Here is a 17274-nt window from a genome sequence, read left to right as displayed (position 1 = left end):
AGACCTTGGCCTCGACCCAGCTTTGCCACAGTGTCGCCCTTTTGAAAAGTGCAAAATTCAAAACAGTGGCGAAAAATGTGCAAAACAATTGCATTATTGGGACCAATTTGGGGGACGTTTTTCGATAAAGGCTGAAATGCCTTCTTCTGTATCCCGGTACAGCATGTTTTGCGCCATTACGTCGCCGGTATAGGCATAGGCCTGATCCAGCGGCATCAGAAGCTGTTGATAAAACGCCTCTTTACCGATTTTGACAGCGGCTCCTAGCTTGGAGGCAACCTGTTCTGCAAGCGCATTGGCTTCTTGTTCAAGATGCGTCATGGGGACAACGCGGTTGACCAAACCCAAATCGGCAGCACGTTCAGCTGATATGAAGTCTCCTGTTGTCAGCATCTCAAATGCCTGCTTTCTGGGGATATTGCGGCTGAGGGCCACCATTGGGGTGGAGCAGAATAAGCCAATATTAACCCCGTTCACCCCAAACCGCGTGTCTTCGGCGGCGACGGCCATGTCACAGGTTGCCACCAGCTGACACCCAGCGGCGGTTGCAATGCCGTGGACCTGTGCGATGACGGGCTGGGGCAGGGACTGGATTGACATCATCACCTTCGCGCAGCGCGAAAACAGGTCATTGAAATAAGCTTTGCCGCCATCTTCGGACTGGCGTCCGGCCGTCATCTGTTTCAGATCGTGGCCAGCGCAAAATGCCTTGCCCTGACCCGCCAGGATCACTGCCCGGATCGACGTGTCTTCACGCAACGTGTCCAGTTCAGCCTGAAGCGCCGACAGCATCTCATCACTCAGCGCGTTCAGCCGCTCTGGGGCGTTCATTGTAAGCCGCGCAACAGCGCCGGTGTCGTTACGTTCCAGAATTGCCATCTTGCCCTCCGATCCCATGTTGGGCCAACTCTAGGTCGGTATGAGCAGGAGGGAAAGCATGGCGTTGGCAATGAACCGGGACGAACTGTCACAATACCTTAAGCAGGTTTTCCCGCAGGTGCACAAAGACTTTGTCGTCGAGGACCTGACCGAAGATACAATCACCATGCGCCTTGTTGTGCAGGATCAGCATTTGCGGCCGGGGGGCACGGTTTCGGGGCCATCCATGTTTGGGTTGGCCGATGTTTGTGTGTACGCAATGGTTCTGGCGCGAAAAGGGCGTCAATCCCTGGCGGTTACAACGAACAGTTCCCTGGATTTTTTGCGCAAACCAGAAGGCAACACGGACATGATCGCCAAATGTCGCCTGCTGAAACTGGGCCGGACTTTGGCTGTCGGTGACGTGCTTATGTATTCCGATGGCGCAGAAGACCCAGTTGCCAGAGCGACGATGACCTATTCCTTGCCACCGGCAGGATCTGCGGCCGCGAAATTCGGATAAAAAAAGACCGGGGACAAGCCCCGGCCCAGGAAGAGGTCCCAATAATGGGACTGGGGATCGGTTAAATCTGCCAAAAATGGCGCTTTACTTCGCGGCGCGCATCATGACGGGTCAGACCGACGTCTTTCAGCAAGCGGTCATCCAGATAACTAAGATTGACGCGGCTGCGGCGACGACGCTCCCATTGAGTGACCGCTGCCGCAAACCGCACGGCCAGTGTAGCGGCCAGAGGCAGCCGGGGGCTGTCGGTCAGCAGCAGAAGGGCGGGGGTGTGCATTGTGCGTGTCATCTCGGAATTCCTTTCAAATTGTATTGACACAAATTAGCTGTACTTGGTACACATGACTGATACATTCGAAATTGTGTCAAAAGCAAAGGAAGAATTGTAATGGATACAATTTGGCCAGAGGCGCTGCCGAAATCTAAAGGACCGAAATACACTTTGGTTGCTGACACAATTCGAAAAGCCATAGATAACAAATCTTTGGAAGTCGGTGTCAAACTCCCTCCGGTGCGCGAACTGGCGTATCGCCTGCAAATAACACCTGGTACAGTCGCGCGCGCCTATACAATCCTGACTGATGAGGGGTTGTTACAAGCCGAAGTCGGACGTGGTACATTTGTTGCGCAGCCGAAATCGCCCATTCTTGACGACGTTTGGGCGCGGCAACTGCATCTTCGCGACGACAAGTACAATGCCAATGTAAGCCTGTTCAGCCCTAGGTTGGCGGATATGGGGCAGGTGTCCCTGATCCGTGAATGTCTGAAAAAAGTGTCGCAAGCCGATCCGGGTTTGTTTCTGAATTACCCGACGCGCGATGCGTACCAGCCCGTGCGTCAGGCGGTTGTGAACTGGTTGTCAGACCTTCCGCTGGGTGCACTGACCCATGATGATATTGTGTTGACACATGGTGGCCAGAACGGGCTTTGCGTTGTGTTTCAGACGATCCTGCGCGGGCCCAAACCTGTCGTGCTGGTCGAGGACCTGTCTTATGCCGGGTTCCGTCGCGCAGGCGAACTGATGCGCGCGGAAGTGGTCGGTGTGAAGATGGACAAATGGGGTGTCGATCCCGCAGCGTTGGAGCATGTTCTGCGCCAGACCACAGCGCAGGCCGTCTGTGTGTCGCCAGAAGTTCAGAACCCAACGGGCGCGCACACACCGTTGGAGCGGAGGAAAGAGATCGTTGAGATTGCCCGTCGCTTTGATTTGCAGATCATTGAAGATGACTGCTATCGCATGGGCGATGCCCGAGAGCCCAGCTTTCGGGCGCTGGCGCCTGAACGGGGATGGCATGTGTCATCAATCTCGAAGATTCTGACACCGGCATTGCGTGTGGGTTTTGCTATCGCCCCCAGAGAAAGAAGTGTGGATTTGCGCCGGTCCGCTGAATACGGATATTTCGGATTAGCCCAACCCTTGGCGGAATTAACCCGTCATTTGCTGTCCGATCCGCGCACGCGCCAGATCGCCAAGGATGTGCGCACGCGGATGGGGGATTATCTACGCGTTGCCGTCAATACCCTGGGTGGGTTTGATCTGAACTGGGGCCCGGATGTTCCCTTTGTCTGGCTGAGCCTTCCGTCTGGCTGGCGGTCGGCTGCATTCAGTCGCGCGGCCGAGCGGGAAGGGATACAGCTCCGATCCGCCGACGAATTCGCGCTGCGCGATGGGCGCGCGCCGAACGCGGTACGTATTGCCATGAATGGCCATGTGTCGCTTGAACGGTTCGAGGACGCGATGCAACGCCTGCGCGTTCTATTGGACAATCCACCTGAACAAATCAGCGTTTGAAGATGGGGTAAAATAATACCTATTTTTTAAGTATTTGTTTTTACGTATATAAATAAGACAAGTGTTGCTTGACCTCCGTGCAGGCACCTCATAAAACCCGTCCATCGAATTCGGGCCGCTCCGCTGGGGCGGTCTTTCACATCAAACAGGACTATCCTGCCATGAAAACCTTTTCTGCAACACCTGCAGACATCGACAAGAAGTGGATCCTGATCGACGCCGAAGGCGTTGTTCTGGGCCGTCTTGCTTCGATCGTCGCCATGCGCCTGCGTGGCAAGCACAAAGCGTCGTTCACCCCGAACATGGACATGGGCGACAACGTCATCGTGATCAACGCTGACAAAATCCAGATGACCGGCAAGAAGCGCGAAGAAAACTTCTACTGGCACACTGGCCACCCGGGCGGTATCAAGTCGCGCACCAAACAGCAGATTTTGGAAGGTGCGCACCCCGAGCGCGTGGTCTTCCAGGCCGTCAAGCGCATGCTGCCAGGCAACCGCCTGTCGCGCCAGCAGATGACCAACCTGCGTATCTATGCCGGTGCCGAGCACCCGCACGAGGCCCAGGCCCCCGAAGTTCTGGACGTCAAGTCCATGAACAAGAAAAACACCCGGAGCTAATGACCGATGGTTGATCAGATCAATACTCTCGAAGAGCTGAGCGCCGTCGCAGGCGTTGAAACCGTGGCCGAAGAAGTCATCGTGCGTGAACCCGTACGTGACGAGCTGGGCCGTTCCTATGCCACTGGCAAGCGTAAAGACGCTGTTGCCCGCGTCTGGATCAAGCCGGGTTCCGGCAAGGTCACCGTGAACGGCAAAGATCAGGACGTCTATTTTGCACGCCCCGTTCTGCAGCTGATCCTGCGCCAGCCGTTCCAGGTTGCCGGCGTAGAAGGTGAATTCGACGTTGTTGCAACCGTCAAAGGCGGTGGCCTGACCGGTCAGGCCGGTGCGGTCAAGCACGGCATCTCGAAAGCGCTGCAACTCTATGATCCGAACCTGCGTGGTGCCCTGAAAGCCGCTGGCTTCCTGACCCGCGACAGCCGCGTTGTGGAACGTAAGAAATTCGGTAAGCGCAAAGCCCGCCGTTCGTTCCAGTTCTCGAAGCGTTAATTCGCCGGGAATACCCAAAAGAAAGGGCTCGCACTTGCGAGCCCTTTTGCTTTGCGCGGGTCAGGGATTCATTCTTCGTGAACGAGTTTCCACGCACCGTTTTCAACAACGTTGACGAACACAGTATCCGCGCCCTGATGGTCTTCAGGACCATAGGTGATGTGGTTGCCGACCAGATCGTCCTGATAATCCAGAGTTTCCATCGCTGCGATGAAACTGTCCTGCGTCAGATCGGGGCCTGCGGCTTCTAACGCCTTGACCATCATCTCAGCCGCCGAATAACCCAGCATGGCAAATCCGACCGGATCTTCGCCCGTGGCTGCCTTGTATTCCTCGATAAATGCGGCCGGGGCAGGTTGATCCGCACGCGCCCAAAGATCCTGCCACGAAGCTGCCGCGTAGAATCCATCAGTCACGCCACCGGGCACCTGCGCCACGACCGTCAGGAAACTGGCCGAGGTGCCGAGAAATTTCATATCAGTCAGGCCCATTTTCTTAGCGGTGCCCACGACGGTGATCGCCTGCCGCACCCCAAGCGCCATGGTGACGATTTCGCAACCCTCTTCCTTGAGCTTGCTCAGCGATCCGACAAAGTCCGTCTCATCAGGTTTATGGGTGGTTTCTGATCCAAAAGTGATCCCGGCCTCTTCGGCTCCGGCCTTGCTGCCTTCTAGAATTTCCTCACCAAAATCTGTCGGCAGGTACATGGTGCAGACCGTCTTTGATCCAAACTCGCCTGCCAGATAGTTCACACCGACACGCGCCTGATCGAAATAGGTCGAGAAAGAGGTGAACTTGTTCCGCATGGGTTCCTGCAACATCTGACGCGCAGCAGTAAGTGGCGCCACGTTGGGAATGCCCTTGGGATCCAACAGCTTGAATCCTGCCATGTTCATCGGCGTTCCAAGCGACTGCAACATGGCAAATACCTTGTCGCGATTGAGCAATTTGTTATAGCCCTGCATGGCTCGCGGCATCTGATAGCCATTGTCTTCGACCACGTAACGAATTTTGCGCCCGTGCACGCCACCAGCCGCATTCACCCGATCAAAGACGACATTTGCACCTTTGGTCGCCGGAACACCCACTGCGGCGAAAATCCCGCTCAGGTCGTTGACAGAACCAATGACAATCTCATCATCGGTCACGCCCTGTGTTTGCGCCCAACCAAGTGTTGCCGATGCCGTCAGCAATGATGCGACCGCCAGCCTGTTACGTAATTTCTTCATCTCTTTCCTCCCGTTAATCTTTTGGTCAAGTGTACATGTCTTCGATCAGATGCCCGTGTTTCTTTTCCACCAATCCGCGCTTCAGCTTCATCGTGGCTGTAAGCTCGTCGTCTTCAGCGGTCAGCAGGACGTCAATCAGACGGAAATCCTTGACCTGCTCGACCCGCGCAAATTCTGCATTCACAGCGGCAATTTCTGAACTGATCAACTGCCTGATTTCCGGTGCTGCGCATAGCGAGGCAAAATTCGAGAATGGGATTTTATGGCCTTGCGCGTATTTTTCGACATTTTCCTGATCAATCATGATCAGTGCCGTCAGAAATTTGCGCCTGTCCCCGATAATGATTGCGTCCGCGACATAATGACTGAACTTAAGGCGGCTTTCGATCTCGGCTGGGGTGATGTTCTTACCCCCCGCGGTGATAATGATATCCTTCAGGCGGCCCGTGATGGTGACATAGCCATCCGTATCTATTGACCCCATATCCCCCGTACGCAGCCAGCCATCGGCGGTGAAGGTTTCTGCCGTCTTCGCGTTGTTGCGCCAGTATCCTTGAAAAATGTTCAGGCCCTTCAGTTGGATTTCACCATCGTCCGAGATGCGGATGTCGCACCCTTCGACGGCTTTGCCTATGGTTCCGATCTTATTGCTGTCTGTGGTGTTGAGCGTGGCAAGGCCCGAAGTTTCGGTCATCCCGAACCCTTCCACTAACGGCACGCCGATGGACCAGTACCATTTAAGCAGATCGGTCGAGATTGGGGCAGCACCCGTTCCTCCTCGTCGCAGTTTGTCCAAGCCCAGCATTCGGCGAAGGTTTTTCAAAACCAGCTGATCCCAGAACCAGAATCTGGTGGCGACGCCGGTTGGAACAGGTTGGCCGGCACTCAGATATCCGGCACGGCGCGCACCAATTTTCAATGCCAGGCCGAATGCCAGCCGCCCCAAAGGTGTGGCTTCCTGCGTCAGGATCTGGACGTGTGAGTAGATCTTTTCCCAAACCCTTGGCACCGCTGTGAAGGTTGTCGGCGAGACCTCCTGAAGGTTTGCAAATACGGTTTCAGGGCTTTCGGCAAAATTGACAGTGCAGCGGGCCGCCAAAGGAAAATAGACCGAGACATTACGTTCCAGAATGTGACACAGAGGCAGGAAACACAGCTGTTCATCGCCAGGCAGCGCTGGCAGCGCCCGTGCCGCGGATTCGACGGCGGCCAGGATATTTTCATGGCTAAGCATTGCGCCTTTCGGCTGACCGGTTGTGCCCGACGTATAGACCAGCAAGGCAGTGTCCTGCGGTTTGGCCAATGCAATTTCCGCTTCGAAGCGCCCGGGCTCGGCCAGTTCTGCCTTTTGGCCCAAGGCGAACAGCTCGTCGATCATCATGCAGCGCGGATGGTTCAGGTCATGCAATCCTTCGTCCTCAAGGATGATTACCTTGATCAGATCGGGAACCTCGGTCTCAATTCCCAGAAACTTGTCCAGATGTTCTTCATCCTCGACAATCAGAAACCGGCTGCCGCTGTCGTTGATCAGATACTGCAACTGACTGGCGGAATCCGTGGTGTAGACGCCGGAAGCGATACCGCCAACGCCCTGAATACCCATGTCGAGCCAGGCCCATTCCTTGCGATCTTCGGACAGGATTGAGACCACATCGCCACGCTCCAGCCCCAGCTTGCGCAAGGCCAGCCCGATCCATTTGGCATGCTGCCAGTAATCGGCCCAGGAATAGGACTTCCAGATACCCAGGTCTTTTTCGCGATGCGCCGTTCGGCTGCCCAGTTCGGCACATCGGCTTTGGAACAACTCAGCAATTGTGATGCAGCCATCAACACGCACCGGGCGCTGACCTGCCGTTGCGTTGAACTGAACGCCGTTTATCACGACCTGTGGGGGTAGGGGCGTGGCGTCCATCCGTTTTACCTCCACGTCTTTTTCCGCTTCCAGCGGCGGCTTTCGCGCGCGCCTTCTTCTTGTTTTCCAAGATAGAAGCTTTGAATATCCTCGGATCGCAAAAGCGCATCCGCGGCCCCGTCCATGACGATGCGACCCACCTCCATGACATAGCCGTGATGCGCCAGTTCCAGCGCCGCATTGGCATTCTGTTCAACCAGCAACATCGTCATATTCTGTTCTTCGTTCAGACGTTTGAGAATGCCAAAGATCTCTTGCACCAGCAGAGGGGACAGGCCCAAAGACGGCTCATCCAGCAACATGATACGAGGTCTGGCCATCAATCCGCGCCCTATGGCCAGCATCTGTTGCTGCCCACCCGAAAGGGTTCCGGCCTCTTGCGACCGACGGCTTTTCAGAACCGGAAAATAACGAAAAACCAGCTCACGATCCTGTTCGATCTGGTCTTTGTCTTTGCGGGTGTAGGCGCCGAGGCTTAGGTTTTCATCAACCGTTAACAGAGGAAACACTTCGCGCCCTTCCGGGATGTGGACCACCCCGCGCTGGACAACCTTGTGCGGCTCCCAGCCCTGGATGTCACCGCCGTCAAAGGTAATCGTTCCCTTTTCCGGGTCCATCACTCCAGAGATGGTTTTCATCAATGTGGTTTTGCCTGCGCCGTTTGCGCCAAGGATCGACACGATTTTTCCTTCGTGCACATCCAGAGAAACGCCCCGAATGGCCATGATCGGACCGTAGAAACTTTCGATATTGCGAACTTGCAAGATCGGAGCGTTCATGAGGCTTTCCCCAGATATGCCTCGATCACTGCCGGGTGCGATTGCACGTCTGCCGGTGGCCCGAGGGCCAGCTTTGCCCCATCTGCCATGGCCAGGACCCGGTCGGACACGCCTGATACCAATCCCATGTCGTGTTCGACCATCAGCACGGTAATTCCCATTTGCCGCCGGATATCGTCGATCCACCAACGCATATCGGTCGTCTCTTCCACCGACAGCCCCGACGCCGGTTCATCCAGCAACAGTAGCTTGGGATCGGTCGCCAGGGCACGTGCCACTTCGACCACTTTGCGCACGCCGTAAGGCAGCCCTGAAATCATCTTGTCGCGATAAGCCTGCAGGTCGAGGAAATCGATGATTTGCTCGACTTTTTCCCGGTTCTCCAGCTCTTGCCGTCGGACTGCAGGGGTGAACAAAAGTTCTGAAATCAGGTTCGTAGTCCGATGCCTGTGTCGTCCGACCAAAAGGTTTTGCAGGACAGTTGCGTGTTCGAAGAGCTCGATGTTCTGGAAGGTTCTCGCCACACCAAAGGCCGCCACGCCAGACGGTTTGACCTGAAGTAGATCGTGACCATCAAACCTAATCGACCCTGAAAACGGTTCGTAAAAGCGCGAGATCAGGTTGAAGACCGTCGATTTGCCCGCGCCATTCGGCCCGACTATGGCAAAAACTTCGCCCTTCTGAACCTCGAAGGACAAATTGTCCACGGCCGTCAGACCACCAAATTTCAGGGTAACGTTTTCAAATTCCAGCAAGCTCATCTCAGACGCTCCGTCTTGAGATAGGATTTCTGCCGTTTGAACATGTCCTTGCGATAGAAAGGAAACAGTTCGAACCAGGTGCGGATTTTTAACCAGCGGCCATAGATGCCCATGGGTTCGAAAAGGATGAAGCCGATCAGGATCATGCCAAAGATGCCGAACTCCAGCCCCGGAATGGCAACGGTGTTTCCGCCGATGATCGCGCCGACATATTCCTTTGAAATCGATAGAAACTGCGGCAAGAACCCGATGACGATTGCGCCCAGGAACGCGCCATGGATCGAGCCCAGCCCGCCAATAACAATCATCATCAGCAATTGGATCGAAATCAGGACGCTGAAGGTTTCATTGTTAAACGCACCAGCAAACAGACCCATCAACGCGCCGGCCCAACCTGTAACCGCACAGGACAGGGCGAATGAAATCATCTTTGTTCGCGCGATATCGATACCCATCGCCTGCGCCGAAACCTCGGAGTCGCGAACGGCGATGAAGCTACGTCCTAGAGGGGCCCGCAGCAGGTTTATATATCCCAACGTGACCAGAACGGTGACGAACAGAACCAGCCAGTAAAAAAGATCAGGCGTCCCCCAGCGATCAACCGTAAGGCCAAAGATCTCGACCCCGCCGATATATTTACCCGCGACACCACCAGTGATCGGCTCGGACAGAACGATGATGTCATCCATCAGGATGGACAGCGCCATGGTAAAGATCGCCAGGTAGATACCGTGAAGCCGCAGGGCAGGGACTGCGACGGTCACACCCGCGATTCCGGTCAGAATTCCGGCCAGCGGAAACGCGACTAGAAAAGGAACGCCTGCTTCGATCAGGGCCACGTTGGCGTAACAGCCAAAGGCCAGAAAGGCCGCATGGCCCAGGCTGACTTGCCCTGTATGTCCGGTCAGGATCATCAGACCCAGACCGGCGATGGCCCAGATCAGAACGTTTGTCAGTTCACCCAGATAGAAATCGTCCAGTGCGAAAGGCGCGGCCGCGACGACAAACAGTAGAAGCAGATAAAGGCGCAGCTGGAACCCGTCTTTCCAGGGGCGAATATCCTGCATGTAGTCGGTTTTGAAAACGATCCGCATGGCTCAGACCTTCTTGACCCGGACCTGACTGAACAGCCCGTTTGGTCGGAAGATCAGGACGGCAAGCAGCAAAGCGTATGGCGCGACCTGGCTGTAACCTGCCGCAATGTACCGGCTGGCGAAGGGCTCGATAACACCGACAATCAGCCCTCCGGCCAATGCACCCGGCAAACTGCCGAACCCGCCGATAACGGCGGCGGCAAACGCCTTGATGCCCAGCAATCCGGTTGTCGGATCCACAGCGCCTTTTGCAGCAAAGAGAATTCCGGCAATTCCTGCAACGCCTCCGGCCAAAGCCCAGACCCTTCCCTGAACACTCCTGACGGGAATGCCCATGTAATAAGCTGCCAGCTGGTTTTGCGAGGCACCCTGCATCGCCAGACCCAGCTTGGTGCGGCTGAAGAAAACATAGAGTGCCCATGTCAGCAGCACCGTAACAACGATTATCGCGACATCCTCCATCCCCAGTACAAGACCGCCCATTCGCACTTCTTTGCCCGCAAGCGGGTTTTGCAGCGTTTGCGGCTCGTGCCCCCAGATCAGACCGGCAACGAAACGGATCACAAAGCCCAAAGCAATGGTCAGTATGACAACGGCGGTCTGGCTTTCACCAAACAGGCGGCGAATGATCAGGCGATCCAGAAGAAAACCAAGCGCGCCCATGATTCCCAATGATACCGGCAGAGCGAGCCAGAACGGCAACCCCATGTATTCGGTATTTGTCAGGCCGATGGTCACAAATGCGCCCAGCATCATGAAATCGCCCTGCGCAAAGTTCACCGCTTCGGTAGCCTTGTAGATCAGTACAAAGCCAAGCGCGATCAGGCCGTAGACACACCCGTTCGCCAGCCCGCTAATCAGCAGCTGCGCGTTATCCACACTGTCCTCCCTCCACCGGTTTTCCAGCGTCTTCGTCCGCCCGCGTGTATCCTCCGGTAACGCAGGTGAGTTCTACTATGGGGTGATAATCACCTTTCCGTCACTCTTTTTCAGCGCATCGGCAAGATTCGACACAAGATTTTCGAGTGTAAGATGTTCGGAAACATCCGTTTTCCAGCGACCATCGGCAAAGCGGGCCTGAACTTCGGCCACAACCCGCATCTGGTCAGCGTGCGGTGTCGACATCATCCATTGCGTCAGCCAGAAACCTTCGATCCGTTTGCCCATGAAGATCAGCTGGCCGGTCTGAGAAAGCGTTGGCGCTTCGGTCGAAAGTTTGCCGTAGGTAACCCAGCGCGCCCGGTTGGGCATGGCGCAGAACAGTTTCTCGGACAGTTGATCCGTCACAGCATCAAGGAAGACCCGAGGCTTCAGCGTGGCGCTTATCGCGGCAAACTTCTCGACGATTTCAGGATCGGACGTCACAAGCACTTCGGCTGCTCCAAGACTTTTCAGCGTATCGACTGTCTCGGCCCGGCGCACCAGCGCAATGGGTTTCAACCCCAGATCACGCCCAAGGCTGCACATCAGTTTTCCCAATTGGCTGGACGCAGCGGATATCACAAATGCATCGCCGTCTTCCCTTGCCATGTCCACCATCGCCATCGCGGTGAGAGGGTTGACGATTTGCGCGGCACCGTCATCATCTAAAATATCCGGACGCAAGGGAATACACATTTGCATCTGCGTCACGATGTATTCCGCCCAGGCGCCGGAACCTGCGGCCACGAAAGCGACGCGCTGTCCCTTCAGCGCTTCGGCACCTTTTCCGGCTGCAACGACGTCGCCACAGCCTTCGAATCCGGCCGCGGCACCTTTGACGCGCGGCTGGCCGTATTCACCCTTGATGAAGTGGAGGTCGGACGGATTGACCGACGACGCGCGCAGGCGGATCAAAACCTGACCGGGGCCGGGATTGGGAACGGGCAGTTCCGCGGCTTCAAGCCAATCAGCCGCATTCTCGATAACTGGTCCGGTCGAAGTGGCCGAGTACCCGCCGTGTTTCAGGATGGCAGCTTTCATTGTTTGGGGCAGGTCAGTCATGGGATCGTCCTCAAGATGGCTTGTTCAATGCGCACACCCCCTTGAACAGAAGATTGCCAACGGGCGACCTCGGGGTGAGGATGTGTTGTCGGGGCAGCCAATCAAAAGCCGCACACTGGGTCAATTCAGAGAAACGATAACGTAAGGGCACGACTGGAAGATTGGCGTGAGAGGAAGGGGCCGGGAACTGGCAACCGGCCCCTTCTTTGTTATTGCTGCGTCAACAGCGCGGTCAGTTCCTGAATCTTCAAGGCGATGGTTTCAGGCGACTCTTTAATGTCATTTACAATCTTGATCGCCTGTTCTTTCAGATCCGTGGCCAATGTGCTGTCCTGAATCGAGCTCATGATACCTTCATAGTCGAAATTGGTGGGGTCCAGCTTGCCTTCCTGAATCCAGGAGCTCAGCAATTCCTGTCCCTGACCCGCCAGCGCCGCCACCTGATCACCGGCTTGCTGCGCTGCCTCGGATGCTTGTTCCGCAACAGACGAAGCTGCCTCACTGGCTTGGTCGGCAACCGACGATGCGGCTTCCTGCGCCTGTTCGGTCAAGGATGAAGCTGCCTCGCTGGCCTGTTCTGTTGCACCTTCCAGCGCATCAGACGCAGCTTCCTGAGCGGTTGACGCGGCATCAGCCACTGCATCGCCCGCCTCCTGCGCTGCGGATTGCACTTGTTCAGCCGGGGTTTGTTCGGACTGGTTGAGATAGTAGTAACCACCAACACCAACAGCGGCGATGATGATCAGGATAAGAATACGCGACATGTGTGTCTCCTTTGGAAAATGTGTCGCTGGGATGCGTTAAATGTAGCGGGGATACAAAGGGGAATTCCTGTGAATTCTCAGCAGAATACAGGTTTGGGCCGTGCTACGCTGATTGCACCAGATTTCACGGCAAGAACACGCCGGGTGACCCAGGCCACTACAGTTTCTGACAGCGGACCACTTGCAATTTTGTTGAGAACCCAAATCAGACCGGAAGACGTTTTCTGACAGCCTTCGATATTGGGATTGTGGCGGAGAGACAGGGATTCGAACCCTGGGTGGGCTTGCACCCACAACGGTTTTCGAGACCGCCCCGTTCGACCACTCCGGCACCTCTCCGCGGGGGTCTGTGAGGGGGGGATTTAGTCAGGAACGAACGGGGGCGCAAGCAGAAAATTCCGGAAATCGTGATTGCCGGGATTTTCCGTTGCCTGCCAGCGCAAAACACCTACTCTGAAAGGTATGACACAGTTTGCACACCGCATCGCCTTTTGGTTTCTCGCCCCGTTTCTGGCACTTGTTCTGGTTCCTTTGGAGCTTTCTGCGGCGAACCGGGATCGGATTGAGGCTTTTTTGACGACGACCGGTTTTGACGTAGCTCTTGAAAGCATCGCCCTGAGCTCACGGTCCGCGCCGCAGATGTTGGGTGTTGACCCAGAGGGTTTCGGCTCGGACTGGACCCGTTTGACGGACGAGGTTTTTGAAGTCGGTGCAATGCACGACACCGCAGTTTCCATTCTGGAACAGACCCTAAGTGACGAGGCCCTGGCACACGCTGTCGAGTTTTACGCGTCTAACCTTGGTCAACGTCTGGTCGTGGCCGAAAATGCCTCACACATGCAAGAAGACGATGACGTCAAGCAATTGGCAGGCCAAAGGATCATTTCTGATCTGATCAAGAACGGGTCGAAACGGGTCGAAAGTTTTAAACGCATGAACGCCGCGATCGATTCCACAGGTACGGCGTTGCGTGCCTTGCAGGAAATTCAGGTGCGCTTCCTGCTGGCGGCCAGCGCATCGGGAGTCATCGAGCTACAGCTGGACGGGGATGAACTGCGTGAATTGATGAAGCAAAATGAACCGGCAATGCGTCAGTCACTGCAATTGTCCAATCTGGCGGGCGCTGCTTACACCTATCAGGGTTTTTCCGACGCTGATGTCGATACATATGTTGACGCGCTGGAACAGCCGCTGATGCAGGAAGTTTACGAGCTGTTGAACGCCATCCAATATGAGATCATGGCCATGAGGTTCGAGGTTCTGGCCGCACGGATGGCCGAGTTGCACCCGGCACAGGACATTTGATGCAGCGCGTAATTCTGGCATTTGTGGTCGCCCTGTGTTGGGCACTGCCGCTGTATGCCGATGGAAAAGTCGATCGGCTGGCACAAGCCATGCGTCTGACACAGGTGATGGAAATCCTTGTTCACGAGGGGCAGGGCCATCGCGAAACTCTTGACGATACTTTTTTGGATAACAAGGGTGGCGCTTTTTTCGAGTCGCAGGTCAATCGTATCTACGATCCCCTTTGGATGCGGGAACATCTGACGGACGCCTTCAAAGAAGGTATGTCCGATGTTCAGCTTGATCAGGCCATCTTGTTTTTTGAAAGCGATCTTGGCCAGACCATCGTAACACTGGAAAACTCGGCCCGGCGCGCCATGTCGGATCAGGCAATCGAAGACATGGCCCGAGAAGCCTACAAATCCGCAGAACGCAGCACCGCTCAGTTTGCTTTGGTCAAGGAATATATCGAGGCAAATGACCTGATCGAAAAGAATGTTCAGGGGGCATTGACGTCTGACTACAGCTTCTTTCAGGGGCTTGATGTTGATGCGCGGACCGATGATCAGGAACTGCTGGCAGAGCTTTTGTTGCAGAAAGATAGCCGGGCCGAGGACACTGAGGAGTGGCTTTTCTCGTTTCTTCTTATGGCCTACCGCCCGTTGGACGAGGCGCAGATGCGCGAAAATATCGCGTTTTCCAGAACCGAGACGGGACAGGCCCTGAATGACGCCGTGTTTGACGGCTTTGATCGCATGTTCAATGATATTTCCTATCGCCTGGGGCAGGCGGTTGTACAGGCGCTGAGGGCGTCCGATCTTTGACGCCGCTTTGGTGTTGACTTTTACCTGTAATCTATGGATAAGCGCGCATCCCGGCCGGTTTTCCGCGCCGGGTATCGTTATTATTTGGCCCTCATGACGTTGTCAGGGGCCATTCACACAGCCCGAAAAGGGCGCGCTGTTCGAGGTGGCTTTCAAGTTTCTTGGGGCCAAAACACCCAACCGGGGACCACAGAACGCGGGTTAGAAAAGGAAAGACGCATGTTTGCGGTCCTCAAGACTGGCGGCAAGCAGTACAAGGTTCAGGCGGGCGATATCCTCCGCGTTGAAAAACTTGCTGCCGACGCAGGTGAAAAAGTTCAATTCAACGATGTTCTGATGCTGGGCGGTGACGCTCCGGTCGTTGGCGCACCTTTCGTTGCAGGCGCAGGCGTTCAGGCCGAAGTGATCGAACAGATCAAAGGTGACAAGGTCATCAAGTTCGTCAAACGCCGTCGTAAGCACAGCTCGAAGCGTACCGTTGGCCACCGTCAGAAACTGACACTGGTCAAAATCACCGACATTCTGGCGTCGGGCGCCGACAAATCCGGCATCAAAGCTGCAACCGGTTCCGCTCCGGCTGGCGAGGCGGCACCCGCTGCAAAGCCTGCCAAGAAAGCCGAAGCCAAGGCTGAAGCACCCGCTGCTGCCGCTGCTGACGATCTGACCCAACTGAACGGTGTCGGCCCTGCCGCCGCCAAGAAGCTGGTTGAGGCCGGTATCGAGAGCTTTGCCGCTCTGGCCGCCTTGTCGGATGAGCAGATTGCTGCTATCGAAACGGTCAAAGTGAAACCCGAATGGGTTGAGCAAGCCAAAGAATTGGCTAAAGGCTAAGGAGAGAGAGAATGGCACATAAAAAAGCTGGCGGTTCCTCCCGTAACGGTCGCGACTCAGCTGGTCGTCGCCTTGGCGTAAAACTGTATGGTGGCCAGGCCGCTATCGCAGGCAACATCATCGTGCGTCAGCGCGGCACCAAGTTCTGGCCGGGCGAAGGCGTAGGCATTGGCAAAGATCACACCATCTTTGCAACTGTCGATGGCGCCGTGAAGTTCCACAAGGGACTTAAAAACCGCACCTTTATTTCGGTCCTGCCAGTGGCGGAGGCCGCAGAGTAAGCCGAGACCCAGAAGGTTTAAGAAAAATTCATGGGGGACCGGCACAAAGTGCCGGTCCCCTTTCTCGTTTTAACGCAGTCGTGATCGAAAGAACCGATGACAGTCGCAACCACCAGTTTCCTGATCTTTGCCGCCTCTCAGGTCGGTACGCCGGGGCCGGCCAACATGGTCCTGCTGGGAACGGGTGCGCGCTATGGGTTTCGTGCCGCATTACCTTTTGTGGCCGGTGTCGTGCTTGGTAAGCAGCTGATTATCTGGCCCGTGGGCTTTGGTCTGCTGGAACTGGCGGAACAGGTTCCGACGGCCTTTGCGGCGCTGAAATATGCTTCGGCTGCATATATTTGCTGGCTGGCGTGGAAGATCGCGAGTTTGCGACTGTCGCGCGAAACTGTGGTTGGTGATGTTCCGGGATTCTGGGCGGGGTTGTTCGTGCATCCGCTGAACCCAAAAGCCTGGGCCATGATTGTTGCAGGTTTTACGGGCTTTGTCGCGGCGGGGACGTCCAGCTTTGACGCAACGCTCACGATCGCTCTTAGTTTGTTGATCTGCCAGATTGTTCTGCACCCGATCTGGACTTTTGCGGGGGATAGAATCGCGCATGCGGTTGAAGGTCGCCCGGCGGAAAAATATCTGATGTGGACGTTGGCGGGTCTTACGGTCGCGTCCGTACTATTCGTGTTGTTCGGAGGAGGAACACACCAATGAAGCTTGAGACAATAATAAATCAGCCGGTCATTGAAACCGAGCGGTTCGACCTGCGCCCCCTGCGCCGGTCGGATATGGGCCTTATCGAGCATTACGCAGGTGATGAGCGCGTGGCGCGGATGACCACCAGTATTGCACATCCACTGGCCCCCGGTTCGATCGAAGCCTTTGTAACCCGTTCGATGGCTGACAACCGGGACGAGGACGTCTGGGTCATGGATGCCACCAAGGACGGTGGCCCGGAACTGATCGGTGTAATTTCGCTGAAACGGCTTGATCGGAATCAGTCTGAAGTCGGCTATTGGGTCGCGCCGATCTATTGGAACACGGGCATTGCCTCGATGGCTGTGGAAGCGCTTGTTAACGCCAACCCGCTGGAAAACGCGACGATGTTTGCCAGTGTGTTTCAGGATAATCCGGCCTCGGCCCGGGTCCTGACCCATTGCGGGTTCCAGTATCTGGGCGATGCGGAAAGCTATTCGGTGGCGCGCGATGCGAATGTGCCCACCTGGACATACAGTAAAAAACTCTGACTTGTGGCC

20 protein-coding genes and 1 tRNA gene are annotated in these 17274 nt (G+C 55.7%); 10 read left to right on the top strand and 11 right to left on the bottom strand.

The genetic code is table 11. The features are described from left to right. Positions 1 to 93: 93 nt before the first annotated feature. The gene (locus tag AC2FPW_RS03180; RefSeq protein ID WP_496812532.1) at positions 94 to 879 is read right to left on the bottom strand and encodes an enoyl-CoA hydratase; all 786 of its coding nucleotides are present in this window, start codon (positions 877 to 879) and stop codon (positions 94 to 96) included. 58 nt (positions 880 to 937) lie between these two features. Between AC2FPW_RS03180 and AC2FPW_RS03175 the strand changes: the two genes are divergently transcribed. Beyond that, positions 938 to 1381 (top strand): PaaI family thioesterase, encoded by a 444-nt coding sequence (locus AC2FPW_RS03175; protein ID WP_480558422.1) that lies wholly within the window; start codon positions 938 to 940, stop codon positions 1379 to 1381. A gap of 61 nt (positions 1382 to 1442) precedes the next feature. On the opposite strand, the gene AC2FPW_RS03170 is transcribed toward AC2FPW_RS03175, so the two are convergent. After that, positions 1443 to 1670 (bottom strand): DUF1127 domain-containing protein, encoded by a 228-nt coding sequence (locus tag AC2FPW_RS03170; RefSeq protein ID WP_496812531.1) that lies wholly within the window; start codon positions 1668 to 1670, stop codon positions 1443 to 1445. A gap of 99 nt (positions 1671 to 1769) precedes the next feature. Here AC2FPW_RS03170 and AC2FPW_RS03165 point away from each other — a divergent pair, with 99 nt between their 5' ends. The 3 genes from AC2FPW_RS03165 (at position 1770) to rpsI (ending at position 4285) form a co-directional block, all read left to right on the top strand. After that, complete coding sequence (locus tag AC2FPW_RS03165) at positions 1770 to 3173, top strand: aminotransferase-like domain-containing protein (RefSeq protein WP_496812530.1); 1404 nt, start codon at positions 1770 to 1772, stop codon at positions 3171 to 3173. A 161-nt stretch (positions 3174 to 3334) separates the two neighbouring features. Next, positions 3335 to 3793 (top strand): 50S ribosomal protein L13, encoded by a 459-nt coding sequence (rplM, locus tag AC2FPW_RS03160; RefSeq protein WP_209503960.1) that lies wholly within the window; start codon positions 3335 to 3337, stop codon positions 3791 to 3793. A gap of 6 nt (positions 3794 to 3799) precedes the next feature. Continuing rightward, positions 3800 to 4285: a 30S ribosomal protein S9 gene (gene rpsI / locus AC2FPW_RS03155; RefSeq protein WP_209503959.1), complete on the top strand. Its 486-nt coding sequence runs from the start codon at positions 3800 to 3802 to the stop codon at positions 4283 to 4285. Between the two features lie 68 nt (positions 4286 to 4353). On the opposite strand, the gene AC2FPW_RS03150 is transcribed toward rpsI, so the two are convergent. The 9 genes from AC2FPW_RS03150 to AC2FPW_RS03110 all read right to left on the bottom strand — a co-directional run bounded on the left by AC2FPW_RS03150 (position 4354) and on the right by AC2FPW_RS03110 (position 13146). Next, entirely contained in the window at positions 4354 to 5514 is a 1161-nt protein-coding gene (locus tag AC2FPW_RS03150) for an ABC transporter substrate-binding protein (RefSeq protein WP_496812528.1), read from the bottom strand. 25 nt (positions 5515 to 5539) lie between these two features. Beyond that, entirely contained in the window at positions 5540 to 7426 is a 1887-nt protein-coding gene (locus tag AC2FPW_RS03145) for an AMP-dependent synthetase/ligase (protein ID WP_496768680.1), read from the bottom strand. 5 nt (positions 7427 to 7431) lie between these two features. Then, a complete protein-coding gene (locus AC2FPW_RS03140) occupies positions 7432 to 8205 on the bottom strand; it encodes an ABC transporter ATP-binding protein (RefSeq protein ID WP_480505203.1) in 774 nt (257 codons plus the stop codon). Continuing rightward, positions 8202 to 8966, bottom strand: coding sequence for an ABC transporter ATP-binding protein (locus AC2FPW_RS03135; RefSeq protein ID WP_496812527.1), 765 nt, complete (start codon positions 8964 to 8966; stop codon positions 8202 to 8204). Before AC2FPW_RS03135 ends, AC2FPW_RS03140 begins: the two co-directional genes overlap by 4 nt. Continuing rightward, positions 8963 to 10060 carry a branched-chain amino acid ABC transporter permease gene (locus tag AC2FPW_RS03130; RefSeq protein WP_267364860.1) on the bottom strand — a complete coding sequence of 366 codons (1098 nt, stop codon included), beginning with the start codon at positions 10058 to 10060 and terminating at the stop codon, positions 8963 to 8965. The genes AC2FPW_RS03135 and AC2FPW_RS03130 overlap by 4 nt, the downstream gene beginning before the upstream one ends. A 3-nt stretch (positions 10061 to 10063) precedes the next feature. Continuing rightward, the gene (locus AC2FPW_RS03125) at positions 10064 to 10939 is read right to left on the bottom strand and encodes a branched-chain amino acid ABC transporter permease (RefSeq protein WP_496812526.1); all 876 of its coding nucleotides are present in this window, start codon (positions 10937 to 10939) and stop codon (positions 10064 to 10066) included. A 75-nt stretch (positions 10940 to 11014) separates the two neighbouring features. After that, the gene (locus AC2FPW_RS03120) at positions 11015 to 12043 is read right to left on the bottom strand and encodes an alcohol dehydrogenase catalytic domain-containing protein (protein ID WP_496812525.1); all 1029 of its coding nucleotides are present in this window, start codon (positions 12041 to 12043) and stop codon (positions 11015 to 11017) included. A 209-nt stretch (positions 12044 to 12252) separates the two neighbouring features. After that, positions 12253 to 12807: a hypothetical protein gene (locus AC2FPW_RS03115; protein ID WP_480545581.1), complete on the bottom strand. Its 555-nt coding sequence runs from the start codon at positions 12805 to 12807 to the stop codon at positions 12253 to 12255. Positions 12808 to 13056: 249 nt separating this feature from the next. Beyond that, positions 13057 to 13146, bottom strand: a tRNA-Ser gene (locus tag AC2FPW_RS03110). 123 nt (positions 13147 to 13269) lie between these two features. Here AC2FPW_RS03110 and AC2FPW_RS03105 point away from each other — a divergent pair. From AC2FPW_RS03105 to AC2FPW_RS03080, 6 genes are all read left to right on the top strand, one after another. Next, positions 13270 to 14112 (top strand): DUF2059 domain-containing protein, encoded by an 843-nt coding sequence (locus AC2FPW_RS03105; RefSeq protein ID WP_480545580.1) that lies wholly within the window; start codon positions 13270 to 13272, stop codon positions 14110 to 14112. After that, positions 14112 to 14915: a DUF2059 domain-containing protein gene (locus AC2FPW_RS03100; RefSeq protein WP_496812524.1), complete on the top strand. Its 804-nt coding sequence runs from the start codon at positions 14112 to 14114 to the stop codon at positions 14913 to 14915. The genes AC2FPW_RS03105 and AC2FPW_RS03100 overlap by 1 nt, the downstream gene beginning before the upstream one ends. A gap of 219 nt (positions 14916 to 15134) precedes the next feature. Continuing rightward, positions 15135 to 15746, top strand: coding sequence for a 50S ribosomal protein L21 (locus tag AC2FPW_RS03095; RefSeq protein ID WP_480480969.1), 612 nt, complete (start codon positions 15135 to 15137; stop codon positions 15744 to 15746). A gap of 11 nt (positions 15747 to 15757) precedes the next feature. Beyond that, positions 15758 to 16027, top strand: a complete 270-nt coding sequence (gene rpmA / locus AC2FPW_RS03090; protein ID WP_050602452.1) for a 50S ribosomal protein L27 — start codon at positions 15758 to 15760, stop codon at positions 16025 to 16027. Positions 16028 to 16123: 96 nt separating this feature from the next. After that, the gene (locus AC2FPW_RS03085; RefSeq protein WP_496812523.1) at positions 16124 to 16732 is read left to right on the top strand and encodes a LysE family translocator; all 609 of its coding nucleotides are present in this window, start codon (positions 16124 to 16126) and stop codon (positions 16730 to 16732) included. Beyond that, a complete protein-coding gene (locus AC2FPW_RS03080; protein ID WP_480472732.1) occupies positions 16729 to 17265 on the top strand; it encodes a GNAT family N-acetyltransferase in 537 nt (178 codons plus the stop codon). The genes AC2FPW_RS03085 and AC2FPW_RS03080 overlap by 4 nt, the downstream gene beginning before the upstream one ends. Positions 17266 to 17274: the final 9 nt, after the last annotated feature.

It is taken from the genome of Ruegeria sp. SATB027 (assembly GCF_059613825.1).
Note: the sequence above shows the minus strand (reverse complement) of the source record. Positions and strands in the feature narration are given on the sequence as shown.

Bases quoted from the DNA above. Each gene is read 5' to 3' on its own strand.
- AC2FPW_RS03085 (WP_496812523.1), top strand. From the start codon at position 16,124: ATGACAGTCGCAACCACCAGTTTCCTGATCTTTGCCGCCTCTCAGGTC.
- AC2FPW_RS03140 (WP_480505203.1), bottom strand. From the start codon at position 8,205: ATGAACGCTCCGATCTTGCAAGTTCGCAATATCGAAAGTTTCTACGGT.
- rpmA (WP_050602452.1), top strand. From the start codon at position 15,758: ATGGCACATAAAAAAGCTGGCGGTTCCTCCCGTAACGGTCGCGACTCA.
- AC2FPW_RS03135 (WP_496812527.1), bottom strand. From the start codon at position 8,966: ATGAGCTTGCTGGAATTTGAAAACGTTACCCTGAAATTTGGTGGTCTG.
- AC2FPW_RS03120 (WP_496812525.1), bottom strand. From the start codon at position 12,043: ATGACTGACCTGCCCCAAACAATGAAAGCTGCCATCCTGAAACACGGC.
- AC2FPW_RS03080 (WP_480472732.1), top strand. From the start codon at position 16,729: ATGAAGCTTGAGACAATAATAAATCAGCCGGTCATTGAAACCGAGCGG.
- AC2FPW_RS03150 (WP_496812528.1), bottom strand. From the start codon at position 5,514: ATGAAGAAATTACGTAACAGGCTGGCGGTCGCATCATTGCTGACGGCA.
- AC2FPW_RS03165 (WP_496812530.1), top strand. From the start codon at position 1,770: ATGGATACAATTTGGCCAGAGGCGCTGCCGAAATCTAAAGGACCGAAA.
- AC2FPW_RS03145 (WP_496768680.1), bottom strand. From the start codon at position 7,426: ATGGACGCCACGCCCCTACCCCCACAGGTCGTGATAAACGGCGTTCAG.
- AC2FPW_RS03130 (WP_267364860.1), bottom strand. From the start codon at position 10,060: ATGCGGATCGTTTTCAAAACCGACTACATGCAGGATATTCGCCCCTGG.
- AC2FPW_RS03170 (WP_496812531.1), bottom strand. From the start codon at position 1,670: ATGACACGCACAATGCACACCCCCGCCCTTCTGCTGCTGACCGACAGC.
- AC2FPW_RS03175 (WP_480558422.1), top strand. From the start codon at position 938: ATGGCGTTGGCAATGAACCGGGACGAACTGTCACAATACCTTAAGCAG.
- AC2FPW_RS03100 (WP_496812524.1), top strand. From the start codon at position 14,112: ATGCAGCGCGTAATTCTGGCATTTGTGGTCGCCCTGTGTTGGGCACTG.
- AC2FPW_RS03115 (WP_480545581.1), bottom strand. From the start codon at position 12,807: ATGTCGCGTATTCTTATCCTGATCATCATCGCCGCTGTTGGTGTTGGT.
- AC2FPW_RS03180 (WP_496812532.1), bottom strand. From the start codon at position 879: ATGGCAATTCTGGAACGTAACGACACCGGCGCTGTTGCGCGGCTTACA.
- AC2FPW_RS03095 (WP_480480969.1), top strand. From the start codon at position 15,135: ATGTTTGCGGTCCTCAAGACTGGCGGCAAGCAGTACAAGGTTCAGGCG.
- AC2FPW_RS03105 (WP_480545580.1), top strand. From the start codon at position 13,270: ATGACACAGTTTGCACACCGCATCGCCTTTTGGTTTCTCGCCCCGTTT.
- rplM (WP_209503960.1), top strand. From the start codon at position 3,335: ATGAAAACCTTTTCTGCAACACCTGCAGACATCGACAAGAAGTGGATC.
- rpsI (WP_209503959.1), top strand. From the start codon at position 3,800: ATGGTTGATCAGATCAATACTCTCGAAGAGCTGAGCGCCGTCGCAGGC.